Here is a 12,698-nt window from a genome sequence, read left to right as displayed (position 1 = left end):
CGCCGCCGCGGAGCGGGGCCCCGCAGCCTCCGCATCTGGCGATGTAGAGAAAGCGACGCGGATATATGCGAATCGCCACCATTCCACAAGCCTTGCCGATCGATGTTGCATCCAAGGCGGATATCGGCACGTTGCATCCCCGATCAACGGGAGAGGTCGGTCATGAAGAGCAACGGTCGTGTGGTCCTGCTGGCGGCGTTGCCGGCCGCGCTTCTGGCTTGTTCGGGCAACGCCGCGCCGGGAGGTGACGCCGCGGCCCCGCTGGTGGCCGATGCGCCGTCGCCGAGCCCCAGCGCCACGGCGGCCGCTACGCCCCCGCCGGCTGGTGCCGAGCCGTTCGTGAAGACGGTGGTCGCCGACTTCGACGCGCCCTGGGCGATGACCTTCCTGCCCGATGGCCGGATGCTGGTGACCGAGAAGGACGGGCGGATGCTGCTGGTCTCCGCCGATGGCCGCAGCCGGTCGACCGTGGCGACGATCACCGTGGACCCGGCCGGGCAGGGCGGGCTGATGGACGTGGTGCTCGCGCCCGACTTCGCGCAGAGCCGACGCGTCTATTTCAGCTATTCGGCGGCGGGCGAGGGCGGCAAGGGCGTGGTGCTGGCGCGCGGCCGGTTGCGCGCGGATGACGCGGGCGGCGTGCGGCTGGGCGAGATCGAGGCGCTGTTCCGCGCCCGGCCGTTCGTGTCGGGTGACGGCCATTATTCGGGTCGCATCGCCTTCTCGCCCGACGGGCGCTACCTGTTCTTCACCAATGGCGAGCGGCAGGCCTTCACGCCCGCGCAGAACAAGACCGGCACGCTGGGCAAGGTGCTGCGCCTGACCCCGGACGGCCAGCCCGCGCCCGGCAACCCGCTGGCCGCGCAGGGCTTCCAGCCCGAAGTGTGGAGCTACGGCCATCGCAACCTGCTGGGGGTCGCCTTCGACGCGCAGGGACGATTGTGGGAGCAGGAGATGGGGCCGAAGGGCGGCGACGAGATCAACCTGATCCTGCCCGGCCGCAACTATGGCTGGCCCAATGCCTCGAACGGCAGCCATTATGACGGGCGCGACATTCCCGACCATCGTCCGGGCGATGGCTACGAGGCGCCCAAGGTCTGGTGGAACCCGTCCATCTCGCCGGCCGGGCTGATGATCTATTCGGGCGCGATGTTCCCGGAATGGCGTGGCGACGCCTTTGTCGGCGGCCTGTCGAGCAAGGCGCTGCTTCGAGTCCACCTGTCCGGCGACCAGGCGAGCAAGGGCGACCAATGGGCCATGGACGCCCGCATCCGCGAGGTGGAGCAGGGACCCGATGGCGCGATCTGGCTGCTGGAGGATGGCGGCGGGTCGCAGGGCCGGCTGATCCGGCTGAGCCGGGGCTAGTCGGTCAGGCGCGAGGTCGCGATCACCTTTTGGAACAGCGCGTTGAGCGCGGCGGAGATATCGCCGTCGGTGCCGACCTCGAACATCAGGTCGCCGCTGGCGCATTGCTGCAAGGCCGGGCGCAGCATCGGCGATAGCGCGACGGCATTGTTCTTCGACCAGTCGTCGTAACCGATCGCTTCCTCCTGATAGGTGGTGTAGAGGATCGCGATCTTGATCCGGCGGCCCTTCATGATCGTGCAGGCGTCCTGGATGATCTTGCCCATCTGCTGTCCGTTGCGGCTCTCGTTGCGCATCCCATCCGTGATGAGGATCAGATAGGCTTGCGGCGTGTCGCCGGTCTGGCCGCTGCCCGTGCCGGCCATGGCGGGCATCAGCGTCAATTGCTGCCGCAGCGAGTCGTCATGCTCGGTCTGCGTGTTCCAGTTGCTGTCGTTGGTGTTGACCGCGACGATGTCGAGCTTCGCGGCGCCGGCCTTGGCCAGACCGTAGTCGTCGGTCAGCGACGCGACGTTGCGGAAATTGGCGGCGCGATCGAAGCTGGCGATGGAAAAGCGATAGGTCGCCCCGTTGACGGCGCTTTCGCGCTGCGCGTCACCCAGCAGGTCGGCGATCGCGTGCTGGCCAGCGTCGATGCGCAGCTCGACGCCATTGTTGTGCGCCAGTGCGTAATAGTCGATCTTGTTGCCGTCCTTGTCGACAACCTTCGGATTGGTGGGATTGGTCTGGTGGCAGGCGAAGGCGCAGCCGTCGGGATTCCAGACCGAATCGGTCCGCACCGTGTTCGACTTCATCCAGCGGATGCCCGCACTGGTGGTCGGCAGCGCCATGGAGCTAGACGTATCGAGCATCACGTAGAAATCGATGTCCGGCGCGCGCTTGGCCTGCGAGCCGACCGATCCGGTCACCGCCAGCTCCCTTACGCCCAGGATGCCGCCGAAATAATTGCTCGACTCGCCACTGAAGCTCAGCGTGGCGCGGCGGAACTGACCGTTGCCGTGATCGTCGCTGACGTTGATCGCCAGGTCGCTTTCCGCATCAGGGTCGAGGCGCAGGCCCGGGATCAAACCCGCCGTCGCACGGAACACGTCGCGCGCGCGCTGCTCGGCGACGCTGCCGGGCGCGTCCATGAGCGTCCGGCTGGTCGCCGCCAGCACCGCGGCATCGGCGGCGGCCAGCAGGCGGGTGCGGATGCGCATCGCATTGGCATAATCCAGGCTCATGCCCACCGCGCAGATCAGCACGGGCAGCGCCAGCGCGAAGATCATCAGCACCGCGCCCCGGCGGCACCGCGTCAGGGCGGACAGGGTGCGCATGACCTTGCCGCTCAACCGGTGGACAGGGTGACGCTGCGCGACCGACGCGGCATCATGATGATCGACTGGCGCAGTCGGATCGGACCGGGCAGCCAGCGCCCCGGATCATAATCGTAGGCCACGTCGCTGTAGATCAGCGATGTGCCCGGCACCCGCAGCGCCGGCGGGATCTCGCTGCGGCTCATCGCCCGCCCGACCGTGTCGGGCCGGCGGCCGGCCGCGGCATCGCTCCAGACGATGCGGGCGGCGCGATCGTCGTCGATCGTCACCTGGGACACGCGGATCGTCGCGGCGCTGGCATCGCAGGGGGCGATCATCTGGCCGGAGGCGGCCAGGATCGTGTCCAGCGTCGCGGGCGGCAGCAGCGCATATTGCGACACCAGATCAGCCATGGCCCGCGCGGTGATCGTCGCCCGGCGGTCGCAGGCGGCGGCCGACACCAGTTGGACGATGGTCAGGTAGACCATCACCATCACCGGCAGCACCAGCGCGAATTCGACCAGCACCGCGCCGCGTCGGTCGGCCCGGATGCCGGCAGGGGCGATCTGACGGATCATGCGAAGGGCTCGGCCTTGAACAACTGGGTGCCGACCAGCAGGCGCTGGCCCACGCCGCTATCCGCCAGCGAAAAGCCCAGCGGCCCACCCGGGACCGGCCAGCGATAGAGGACGCGCAGCACCACCACGTCGCCCGGCGCGACCCGTTCGAACCGCCAGGCATTGGTGACCCGGCCGCGATCGTCGAAGGTCAGCGTCGGCGCGCCTGGATCGGCGTCGGCAAACGCATCGGCGCGGCGCAGGTCGATCATCAGCCGCGCACAGGACAGGAAGGAGGGCAGGCGATCGCAGGCCTGCCGCCGGAAACCGTCCGCATCCACGCCGGCGACCTGCGTCTTGCCGGTCAGCACCTGGCGCGCCATCTGGTCGGCGACGGTCTGGATCACCTGCTGCGCGAACAGCGTCAGCCCGGTCGCCAGGATCGCGATCAGCAACGCCAGGAAGGCCGAGCCGCACAAGGCGAACTCGATCGTCGCCACGCCGCGTCGGTCCCGCGTCAGGGCGGACCATGGACGATCGCGGCGGGGAGGAAGGCGGGCGGGTCGCATCACCCCGTCCTGCCGTCGGTCGATGAAACACAGGTTAAGAACGAGGCGGGCGATGGTCCGGTTTGGAGGGTATCTTAGTTAGGCTATTGATGCTGGCCGGAAAGTTTATTTCGCGCGCGGTGACCGCCGGCGCAGCGCCAGGGCGTAGATCACCACCGCCACGCCCGCGAACAAGAACCATTGCACCGCATAGGCGAGATGGTTGTTCGGCACCGAATCGAGATCGGGGGCCGGATTGGGAGCGAGCCCGGCGAGCGGCGTGGCGGCGACCAGCATCAGCCGGGGCGGCTGCGGGTGCAGCGCCGCGCCGATCAGCGACTGGCCGTTGGGCGCATGGCCGATCGTGCCGCTGACCGCGCCGCCGCTCCAGACGGGGCGGGCATTGGGGTCGCGGGTGGTGCCGAGTTGCACCAGCATCGGCGTCGCGCCGCCGCCACAGGTCGCGATCGCACGGAAGCCCATTGCGCCGGCCCCGGCGAGTCGCACCGTCACCGGCGGCGCGCAGCGGCCGGTGGCGCGGCGGAACAGCCAGCGCTCGTCGGTCCGATCGGGGAAGGGGATGGCGGGTCGCGCCGGATTGGCGGCGAGCTGCTGGAGAAAGGCGCGCTTCTGCGGCAGTCGGTCGAGCAGTTGCCACAGGCCGAGCGCGATCATCGCCGCCACCGCCAGCGCGACCAGCAGCGTGGAGATCAGGGGTAGGCGCCTCACGGCTCGATCCGCCCCTCGCGCGCGGCGTTGCGATATTCGGCCCAGAGCAGCATCGCCTTGGCGACGCGCAGCGACGCGATCGTCGCGACCGTCATGAACGGCACCCAGATCAGCCCATGCACCCACCAGGGCGGCGCGACCTTCACCTGCAACCAGATCGCCAGCCCGACGACCAGCGCGCCCAGGATCAGCGTCAGGAAGGCGGCGGGACCGTCGCCGACGTTGAAGCGGGTCAGGTCCAGGCCGCAGGCGGCGCAGCGGTCGCGGAAGCGCAGCAGTCCGGCATACAGGCTTGCCGCGCCGCAGCGCGGGCACAGGCCTTTCAGGCCGGCCTGGACGATGCTCGGCGCGTCGTCCCGTCGCGGCGGCGGGGCGGGATCGTCGGACATCGCGCCCGCCCCTCGTCCGGCCTCAGCCGCCGTGGACCGGCGCGCCCCAGCCGCCCCAGACATAGATGGTGACGAACAGGAACAGCCAGACGACGTCGACGAAATGCCAGTACCAGGCCGCCGCCTCGAAGCCGAAATGCTGGCGTGGCGTGAAGTCGCCCTTGTAGGCGCGCACCAGGCAGACGATCAGGAAGATCGTGCCGATCAGCACGTGGAAGCCGTGGAAGCCGGTCGCCATGAAGAAGGACGCACCATAGTTGATCCCCTTGAAGGGGAAGGGCGCGTGGGCGTATTCATAGGCCTGGATCGCGCTGAACAGCAGGCCCAGCGCCACGGTCAGCCACAGGCCCTTGAGCACGCCGTCGCGATTGCCGACGCCGAGCACGCCCCACAGCCCGGTCTTCTCGCCGCCGCGCTGGTTGTGGATCAGGGCATGGTGCGCCCAGGTGACGGTGGTGCCCGAGGTCAGCAGGATCAGCGTGTTGAGCAGCGGCAATTCGAACGCGTTGATCACCTCCAGTCCCTTGGGCGGCCATTGCGCGGCGATCGCGGTCGCGCCCTCGGCGGCGCGCTCGACCTGGCCGTCGATGACGCTCATCGCGGTCGGGAACAGCGCGAAGTCGAAATAGGCCCAGAACCAGCCGACGAAGAACATGACCTCGGAGGCGATGAACAGGATCATGCCGTAGCGGAAATGGAGCTGGACGACGGGGCTATGGTCGCCGGCATGCGCCTCGCGGATTACCTGGCCCCACCAGCTGTACAGAGCGAACAGCACCGCGATCAGACCCATGATGAAGATCCAGCCGCCGCCATTGGGCTTGTCGACATGGCCGCCATGCATCCACATGATCGCGCCCGCCGCCATCGCCAGCGCCGAGAAGGACGTGAACAAGGGCAGGATGCTAGGCGGAAGGATATGATAATCGTGGTTCTTGGCGCCTGCCATAATCCTGTCCCCGTCTATCTTTTGCCGGCATCCTAGGATCGTCGGCGGGTCAGAACAATAGGGGATTAGGAGGAGCGGTGTTGGTCGACCGGACGATGTCTGCGCAACTCCTACCCTACAAGGGCAGGGGGCCGGGGGGGGCAGGGGGCAGGGGGCAGCCCTGACGAAGGAGCGTCACCGCTGGCAAGCGCAACGGCGGCCGCGACCGGGGACACCTCATCGCTATCCTGCGGATGCTTCTCCTTTCTTAAACGAAGAGGAATTCCGGACGTCCGGTCGGGCTCAGCCCGCGCTTTTCCCCTGCTCGGCCGGATAGAAGGTGTAGGACAGGGTGATGGTCTGGATGTCGGCGGCGTCCGGATCGGTCAGCATCGCCGGGTCGATGTAGAAGATCACCGGCATCCGCGCCGTCTCGCCGGGTTTCAGCGTCTGCTCGGTGAAGCAGAAGCACTGGATCTTCTTGAAATACTTGCCGGCCTGGGCCGGCTGGACGTTGAAGGTGGCGGTGCCGGTCAGCGGCCGGCCGCTGGTGTTGGTCGCCTTGAAGAAGGCCATGTCGCGCGCGCCGACCGCCACCGTGTCGAACCGGCTTTCGGGCACGAAGCGCCAGGCCAGCTTCGGGCTGACATTGGTGTCGAAATCGACGCGCACCTGCCGGTCGACCGCGCCCGGCGCGGCGAGGCCGCGACCGGTGGTGCCGTTCAGCCCGGTCGCCTGGCAGAACAGGCGGTAGAGCGGCACGCTGGCCCAGGCGAGGCCGGTCATGAAGGCGATGCCCAGCACCGCCAGCAGCGCGGTGCGGCGCGTGCGGGCGGCGGGACCGCTCAATGCGGCATTCCCGCCTGGATCTTGGCGATCGAGATGCCGAACACCAGCAGCACGAAGGCGAAGAGCAGCACCGCCATCACGATCGCGCGCGACCGCTGGCGACGGCGGACCAGATCCTGTTCGTCGGGGGTCATGCGCTTCCTCCTGCCAGCAGCCAGCGATCGGCGACCAGCGCGCCGAAGATCACGAATAGATAGAGGATCGAATAGCTGAACAGCCGCTTCTCCGGCGTCATCTTGTCCTCCGCGCCGGTGTGGCGCAGCGCTACGTGCGCGGCGAACAGCGCGAACACGGCGGTGGTGAGGCTCGCCGTCCAGCCATAGATCGCGCCGGTCAGCCCCAGCGGCCAGGGCAGCACCGCCGCCACGGCCATCGGAATCGTGTAGAGGCCGATCTGGGTGCGCGTCGCCCGCTCGCCCGCGACGACCGGCAGCATCGGCACGCCGGCATTGGCATAGTCGGTCTTCACGAACAGCGCGAGCGCCCAGAAATGCGGCGGCGTCCACAGGAAGACGAGCATGAACATCAGGAACGGCAGCAATGCGACCTGACCGGTCGCCGCCGCCCAGCCGATCAGCGGCGGAAACGCGCCCGCCGCGCCGCCGATCACGATGTTCTGCGGCGTCCGCCGCTTCAGCCAGACGGTGTAGATCAGCACATAGAAGAGGATCGATACCGCCAGGATCGCCGCCGCCGTCCAGTTGACCGCGACGAACATCAGGATGACCGAGAAGCTGGCCAGGCCGACGCCGAAATGCAGCGCCGACTGGCGGTCCATCCGCCCGGCGGGCAGCGGCCGCTTCTGCGTGCGGCGCATGATCGCGTCGATATCCGCCTCATACCATTGGTTGAGCGCCCCCGCCGCGCCCGCGCCCAGCGCGATGCACAGGATCGCGGTGAAGCCCAGCACCGGATGGATGCCGACCGGCGCGGCCAGCATCCCGCACAATCCGGTGAAGACGACCAGCGTCATGACCCGGGGCTTGGTCAGCGCCAGGAAGTCGCGCCAGTCGGCCGGCGGCAGCAGGGGGGTCGCGGTGCTCATCTCTCCCGAGCGGATATAGGCCAGCGGGCGGGCGCGGCAAAGCCTTCGCCGATCCCTGGTTGCCGCTTTGACATGCATCAGTCAAATCCATGGTTTTCATCAGGTTAGGCCGGAACCGCCACGGCGGAGATGCGCTTCTGGGACCATCCCAACAAAAGAGGCACCCGTTATGGCTGACGAAAGCGTGAGGGACGATGCCCCGGCGGCCACCGCCAAGTCTGGCGATGCGTCCCGGCAATTCGCTCAGGAGCTGCCGGAGGCAAAGGGCGATCAGGTGGTCGCGCGGTCGGTGACGATCAATCGGCCCGTCGGCGAGCTGTTCACCTTCTTCCGCGACTTTTCCAACCTGCCGAGCTTCATGGAGAATGTCGTCCGCATCGACATCCTCGACGAAAAGCGCTCGCACTGGGTGGTCAAGGCGCCGGGCGGCGGCACGGTGGAATGGACCGCGCGGATCACCGACGAGGCGCCCAACACCCTGATCGCCTGGATCTCGGAGGAGGGGGCGGACGTGCCGAACAGCGGCCATGTCACCTTTCGCGACGCCGGCGCGCGCGGCACGGTGGTGTCCGCCACCATCCTCTACGATCCGCCCGCCGGCTTCATCGGCAAGATCGTCGCCAAGATGTTCCAGCGCGAACCCGCCATCCAGGCGCGCCGCGACCTGCGCCGCTTCAAGCAGCTGATGGAGACCGGCGAGATCGCCACCCCGGCGATGAACCCCAAGCAGTTCGAGGAGATGGGGCTGTGAAAGCACTGGCCTGGCACGGCAAGCACGACGTCCGCATGGACACGGTGGACGATCCCGAGATCGTCAACCCCCGCGACGCCATCATCAAGGTCACCTCGACCGCGATCTGCGGCTCGGATCTCCACCTCTATGACGGCTATATCCCGACGATGAAGGCGGGCGACATCCTGGGCCATGAGTTCATGGGCGAGGTGGTCGAGGTGGGCGCCAAGTCGACGCTGAAGAAGGGGCAGCGCGTGGTGGTGCCCTTCACCATCGCCTGCGGCAGCTGCTATCATTGCGGCAAGCATCAATATTCAGCCTGCGACAACGGCTTGCCCGCCGACAACCAGGATATCGCGCAGACGCTGTACGGTCAGCCTATGTCGGGCCTGTTCGGCTATAGCCACATGACCGGCGGCTATGCGGGCGGACAGGCGGAATATGTCCGCGTGCCGTTCAGCGACGTCGGCCCGATCGTGATCCCGGACGGGGTCGACGACGACAAGGTGCTGTTCCTGTCCGACATCCTGCCGACCGGCTGGCAGGCGGCGGAATATGCGCAGATCGAACCGGGCGACACGGTCGCGGTCTGGGGCTGCGGCCCGGTCGGCCTGTTCGCGGTCCAGTCCGCCTTCCTGATGGGCGCGGAGCGGGTGATCGCGATCGACCATTTCCCCAACCGGCTGGCGCTTGCCAAGCGGTTCGGCGCGGAGACGATCAACTTCGAGGAAACCGCGACCTACGAGGCGTTGATGGAGATGACCGGCGGGATCGGCCCCGATGCGGTGATCGATGCGGTCGGGCTGGAGGCGCACGGACTGTTCGTCGACAATGTCATCGACCAGATCAAGGCCTCGACCTTCCTGGGCACCGACCGGCCGCATTCGATCCGTCAGGCGATCATCGCCTGCCGGAAGGGCGGCCGCGTGTCGATGCCGGCGGTTTACGGCGGCTTTGTCGACAAGTTCCCGCTGGGCGCGTTCATGGAAAAAGGACTGACGCTCAAGACCGGCCAGACCCATGTGCAGCATTACCTGCCCGGCCTGCTCAACGCGATCATGGAGGGCAAGATCGACACCGAATTCCTGATCTCGCACCGCATGCCGCTGATGGACGCGCCCAAGGGCTACAAGATGTTCCACGACCAGCAGAACGAAGTGACCAAGATCGTGCTGAAGCCCGGCATGGCGCAAGGGTAACAAGGAGAGATCGACATGGCTGACAAATTCGCGATCGTCACCGGCGCCTCGACCGGCATCGGCTTCGAACTGGCGACGCTCGCCGCCAAGGACGGCTACGACCTGCTGATCGTCGCCGACGAGAACCTGATCCAGTCCGCCGCGCAGGACCTGCGCCAGTTCGGCACGGAGGTGCAGGCGGTGGAGGCGGACCTGTCGACGCTGGAGGGCGTCGACGCGCTGCTCGCCGCCGCCGGCGGGCGGCAGATCGACATCCTGTGCGCCAATGCTGGCCGGGGTCTCGGCCATGGCTTTCTCGACCAGGCGGTCGAGGACTGGCGCAAGGTGATCGACACCAACATCACCGGCACGCTCTATCTGCTCCAGAAGGTGCTGAAGCCGATGGTGGCGCGCAACGAAGGCAAGGTGCTGATCACCGGATCGATCGCCGGCTATATCCCTGGCGCGTTCCAGGCGGTGTACAATTCGTCCAAGTCGTTCATCGACTATTTCAGCGACGCGATCCGCAACGAGCTGAAGGAGTCGGAGGACGTCACCATCACCACGCTGAAGCCGGGTCCCGTCGACACCGAATTCTTCGCGCGCGGCGACATGCTCGACACCTCGGTCGGCCAGTCGGAGAGCAAGAGCGATCCGGTCGACGTCGCCAAGGACGGCTGGAGCGCGCTGATGAAGGGCGAGGCGTCGATCTTCTCCGGCTGGAAGACGAAGCTGCAGGGCGCGCTCGCCAATGTGACGCCGGCCAGCGTATTGGCCGAACAGCACCGCAAGATGGCCGAGCCGGGTAGCGGCAAGGAGTAAGCCGCCCGGTCAGCCGACGCTTTTGCAGCGGCTTGCACCATCCCGGCGAAGGCCGGGATCCAGAGGGGGACGTTCGTACCCTATTCGAGACGTTGCGTAACTGGACCCCGGCCTTCGCCGGGGTGGTATGGAACGGGGAGCGTCACACTCTAAGTGACCAGGGCCTCTGCCGCGATGATGTTAGCGCGGAAGGCTCTTTTCCCCTTCAGGCCGGGTTGTGCTGATCCAGGAACGCCTTCATCCGCTGGAGGAAGGTCAGCCGGTCCTCGCTGCGGGTGAAATGATGGTCGGCGAGCGGCTGTTCGAGATATTCGAACGGCTTGCCGGCATCCGCCAGCGCGCTGGCCATCATCCGCGACTGTTTGACCGGCACGCGCTTGTCGGCTTTGCCATGGACCAGCAGGATCGGCACCGCGAAGTCCGCCGCGCCGAAACGCGGGCTGACGCTGCGGAAGTCCGGGGCCTGTTTCTTCAGCCAGTCGCCGCGCGTCCGCCCATAGAGGAACTGCCCGTCATAGGCGCGCATCGCCGCCAGGTCCGATACGCCCGCATAGGAGATGGCGCAGCGGTACAGCCCGCCGCCACGCTGCGCCGCGCGCATCGCCGCATAGCCGCCATAAGAGGCCCCGACCATGCAGGCGCGCTTCGGATCGGCGATGCCCTGCTTCACCGCCCAGGCGAGCGCGTCGTCCAGATCGTCCTGCATCTTCAGGCCCCACTGCCCTTCGCCCTTCTTGGCGAACTCGCGGCCATAGCCGGAGGAGCCACGATAATTGGGCTGGATCACCGCATAGCCCGACTCCGCCAGATATTGCGTCCACCAGTCCCAGCTCTCGTCGTCGCGAGCGAACGGGCCGCCATGCGGCAGGACAATGATCGGCAGCGCCTTGGCCGCCCGGCCGCGCGGCAGGGTCAGCACCGCCTCGATCTGGGTGCCGTCGCGCGCCGGATAGCGGATGGTGCGGACCGGCGACAGCACGCGTCCCTGCAACTTGGGGTTCGTCCAGGACAGGCGCTGCATCCGGCCATCGGCGATGTCGTAATAATAGATCATGCCCGCCTGGGACGCGCTGCCCACCTCGACCAGCAGCTTGGTGCGATCGGCGCTCCACGACAGGATGCGCGCATGCCGGCCGCCGCCGATCGCCTTGTCCATCGCTGCCTGCACCTCGCGCATCGCGGGGTCGATCCATTCGGTGCGGTAATATTGTTCGTCGACGCCGTACCCCGCGACATCGTCGCCCGCCGGGTTGGCGATGACCGATGCGATGTCATAGCCCGGCGTCGCGAACAGCTTCCTGCCCAGCTTCAGGTCGGGCAGCGACATCTCATAGGCGGTGTCGTGCCCCTCGCTGTCGTCGACACCGATCGCGCTGCCGTCGGCGCGGAACAAGCTGGGCGTGACGAAGCTCTCGTTGTTCTTGCGGTCGGCGCGTGCGATGGTGCGGAACGTGTCGGCGTTGCTGGCGCGGTAGAGCAGGGTCGCCTTGCGCGAACTGTCGTCCAGGCGATAGCCGATGCGGACGTTGCCGGCGCCATCGGCATACCAGTCCCACACATTGGCGACGCCCGTGACGATCCGTCGCCCGCGCCCGGTCGACAGGTCATATTCGTACACGCTGGGCCAGAAATCCATCTCCGAGGCGATGCCGGTCTGCTTGGCGAGCAGGATGCGCGGGCTACCGTCGCGAGCGGTCCACAGCACGTCGTCGGCACGGACGCCGCTATGCTCCCAATCCAGCCGTTTCATGACCTTGGCGTCTGCCGACAGGCCGATCACCCGCGTGACGTAGATCTCGGTGCCGTAGACCATGTCCTGCGAGCCCAGGCCGACCGCCAGCCAGCCATCGCCGACCCAGCGCCACCAGTTGATGTCGACGGTCGGCCCGACCTTCACGACCGAGGGCTTGGTGCCGGGGCCGCCGGTGACCTGGACGATCATCAGATATTGCGTGCCGTCGATCGCCATCTTGCCGGCGACGCGGGTGCCGTCGGGCGACAATTGCGGGGCGTCGATCACCGGCAGGGCGGCGAAGGATTCGACCGGGATCGGCCCATCCTTCGCGCCAATATCCTTGGTGCTCGTATCCTTCGTGGCGACGTCCTTGCGCTCGGCCTGTTCCTGCGCGGCGCCGGCCGCACCGCCCGCACCCACCGACGACGCCAACAGCCACGCCAGACACGCGACGCCCCGACCGATCACCCTCATCATCATCCCCCCAGACCGGGCCCCCGCCCGGCGTGACGGAACGCTAACCTA

14 protein-coding genes are annotated in these 12,698 nt (G+C 67.4%); 4 read left to right on the top strand and 10 right to left on the bottom strand.

All coding sequences use genetic code 11. The features are described from left to right. Positions 1-162 precede the first annotated feature (162 nt). Positions 163-1,365, top strand: a complete 1,203-nt coding sequence (locus tag GGQ96_RS03190; RefSeq protein WP_184111440.1) for a PQQ-dependent sugar dehydrogenase — start codon at positions 163-165, stop codon at positions 1,363-1,365. On the opposite strand, the gene GGQ96_RS03185 is transcribed toward GGQ96_RS03190, so the two are convergent. The 9 genes from GGQ96_RS03185 to GGQ96_RS03145 all read right to left on the bottom strand — a co-directional run bounded on the left by GGQ96_RS03185 (position 1,362) and on the right by GGQ96_RS03145 (position 7,705). Continuing rightward, positions 1,362-2,681 carry a TadE/TadG family type IV pilus assembly protein gene (locus GGQ96_RS03185; protein ID WP_184111439.1) on the bottom strand — a complete coding sequence of 440 codons (1,320 nt, stop codon included), beginning with the start codon at positions 2,679-2,681 and terminating at the stop codon, positions 1,362-1,364. The genes GGQ96_RS03190 and GGQ96_RS03185 overlap by 4 nt on opposite strands. An 11-nt stretch (positions 2,682-2,692) precedes the next feature. After that, positions 2,693-3,238, bottom strand: coding sequence for a TadE/TadG family type IV pilus assembly protein (locus GGQ96_RS03180; protein ID WP_184111438.1), 546 nt, complete (start codon positions 3,236-3,238; stop codon positions 2,693-2,695). Beyond that, positions 3,235-3,717 (bottom strand): TadE/TadG family type IV pilus assembly protein, encoded by a 483-nt coding sequence (locus GGQ96_RS03175; protein WP_184111436.1) that lies wholly within the window; start codon positions 3,715-3,717, stop codon positions 3,235-3,237. The genes GGQ96_RS03180 and GGQ96_RS03175 overlap by 4 nt, the downstream gene beginning before the upstream one ends. Before the next feature lie 174 nt (positions 3,718-3,891). Beyond that, positions 3,892-4,494 carry an SURF1 family cytochrome oxidase biogenesis protein gene (locus GGQ96_RS03170; RefSeq protein ID WP_184111434.1) on the bottom strand — a complete coding sequence of 201 codons (603 nt, stop codon included), beginning with the start codon at positions 4,492-4,494 and terminating at the stop codon, positions 3,892-3,894. Beyond that, positions 4,491-4,883 carry a DUF983 domain-containing protein gene (locus tag GGQ96_RS03165; RefSeq protein ID WP_184111432.1) on the bottom strand — a complete coding sequence of 131 codons (393 nt, stop codon included), beginning with the start codon at positions 4,881-4,883 and terminating at the stop codon, positions 4,491-4,493. Before GGQ96_RS03165 ends, GGQ96_RS03170 begins: the two co-directional genes overlap by 4 nt. A 22-nt stretch (positions 4,884-4,905) precedes the next feature. Continuing rightward, positions 4,906-5,832 carry a cytochrome c oxidase subunit 3 gene (locus GGQ96_RS03160; RefSeq protein ID WP_184111430.1) on the bottom strand — a complete coding sequence of 309 codons (927 nt, stop codon included), beginning with the start codon at positions 5,830-5,832 and terminating at the stop codon, positions 4,906-4,908. 282 nt (positions 5,833-6,114) lie between these two features. Further along, positions 6,115-6,660, bottom strand: coding sequence for a cytochrome c oxidase assembly protein (locus GGQ96_RS03155; RefSeq protein WP_184111428.1), 546 nt, complete (start codon positions 6,658-6,660; stop codon positions 6,115-6,117). Further along, positions 6,657-6,794 (bottom strand): hypothetical protein, encoded by a 138-nt coding sequence (locus GGQ96_RS03150; RefSeq protein ID WP_184111427.1) that lies wholly within the window; start codon positions 6,792-6,794, stop codon positions 6,657-6,659. Before GGQ96_RS03150 ends, GGQ96_RS03155 begins: the two co-directional genes overlap by 4 nt. Further along, positions 6,791-7,705: a heme o synthase gene (locus tag GGQ96_RS03145; RefSeq protein ID WP_184111425.1), complete on the bottom strand. Its 915-nt coding sequence runs from the start codon at positions 7,703-7,705 to the stop codon at positions 6,791-6,793. Before GGQ96_RS03145 ends, GGQ96_RS03150 begins: the two co-directional genes overlap by 4 nt. Before the next feature lie 169 nt (positions 7,706-7,874). Here GGQ96_RS03145 and GGQ96_RS03140 point away from each other — a divergent pair, with 169 nt between their 5' ends. The 3 genes from GGQ96_RS03140 to GGQ96_RS03130 are packed head-to-tail and all read left to right on the top strand — an operon-like array spanning position 7,875 to position 10,438. Beyond that, positions 7,875-8,456, top strand: coding sequence for an SRPBCC family protein (locus GGQ96_RS03140; protein ID WP_184111424.1), 582 nt, complete (start codon positions 7,875-7,877; stop codon positions 8,454-8,456). Beyond that, positions 8,453-9,637 carry an alcohol dehydrogenase catalytic domain-containing protein gene (locus GGQ96_RS03135; RefSeq protein ID WP_184111423.1) on the top strand — a complete coding sequence of 395 codons (1,185 nt, stop codon included), beginning with the start codon at positions 8,453-8,455 and terminating at the stop codon, positions 9,635-9,637. Before GGQ96_RS03140 ends, GGQ96_RS03135 begins: the two co-directional genes overlap by 4 nt. Positions 9,638-9,652: 15 nt before the next feature. Then, entirely contained in the window at positions 9,653-10,438 is a 786-nt protein-coding gene (locus tag GGQ96_RS03130; protein WP_184111422.1) for an SDR family NAD(P)-dependent oxidoreductase, read from the top strand. Positions 10,439-10,643: 205 nt separating this feature from the next. Here the strand turns inward: GGQ96_RS03130 and GGQ96_RS03125 are convergent, their stop codons facing one another. Further along, positions 10,644-12,647: an alpha/beta hydrolase family protein gene (locus GGQ96_RS03125; protein ID WP_184111421.1), complete on the bottom strand. Its 2,004-nt coding sequence runs from the start codon at positions 12,645-12,647 to the stop codon at positions 10,644-10,646. Positions 12,648-12,698 lie beyond the last annotated feature (51 nt).

The sequence above is a fragment of the Sphingomonas abaci genome (genome assembly GCF_014199625.1).
Classification (GTDB): Bacteria; Pseudomonadota; Alphaproteobacteria; order Sphingomonadales; family Sphingomonadaceae; genus Sphingomonas; species Sphingomonas abaci.
The sequence above is the reverse complement of the archived record's forward strand: the minus strand, read 5'-3'. Positions and strand labels throughout refer to the sequence as shown.

Coding starts and splice junctions, on each gene's coding strand:
- GGQ96_RS03190 (WP_184111440.1), top strand. CDS start 163: ATGAAGAGCAACGGTCGTGTGGTCCTGCTGGCGGCGTTGCCGGCCGCG.
- GGQ96_RS03185 (WP_184111439.1), bottom strand. CDS start 2,681: ATGCGCACCCTGTCCGCCCTGACGCGGTGCCGCCGGGGCGCGGTGCTG.
- GGQ96_RS03180 (WP_184111438.1), bottom strand. CDS start 3,238: ATGATCCGTCAGATCGCCCCTGCCGGCATCCGGGCCGACCGACGCGGC.
- GGQ96_RS03165 (WP_184111432.1), bottom strand. CDS start 4,883: ATGTCCGACGATCCCGCCCCGCCGCCGCGACGGGACGACGCGCCGAGC.
- GGQ96_RS03160 (WP_184111430.1), bottom strand. CDS start 5,832: ATGGCAGGCGCCAAGAACCACGATTATCATATCCTTCCGCCTAGCATC.
- GGQ96_RS03150 (WP_184111427.1), bottom strand. CDS start 6,794: ATGACCCCCGACGAACAGGATCTGGTCCGCCGTCGCCAGCGGTCGCGC.
- GGQ96_RS03145 (WP_184111425.1), bottom strand. CDS start 7,705: ATGAGCACCGCGACCCCCCTGCTGCCGCCGGCCGACTGGCGCGACTTC.
- GGQ96_RS03140 (WP_184111424.1), top strand. CDS start 7,875: ATGGCTGACGAAAGCGTGAGGGACGATGCCCCGGCGGCCACCGCCAAG.
- GGQ96_RS03130 (WP_184111422.1), top strand. CDS start 9,653: ATGGCTGACAAATTCGCGATCGTCACCGGCGCCTCGACCGGCATCGGC.
- GGQ96_RS03125 (WP_184111421.1), bottom strand. CDS start 12,647: ATGAGGGTGATCGGTCGGGGCGTCGCGTGTCTGGCGTGGCTGTTGGCG.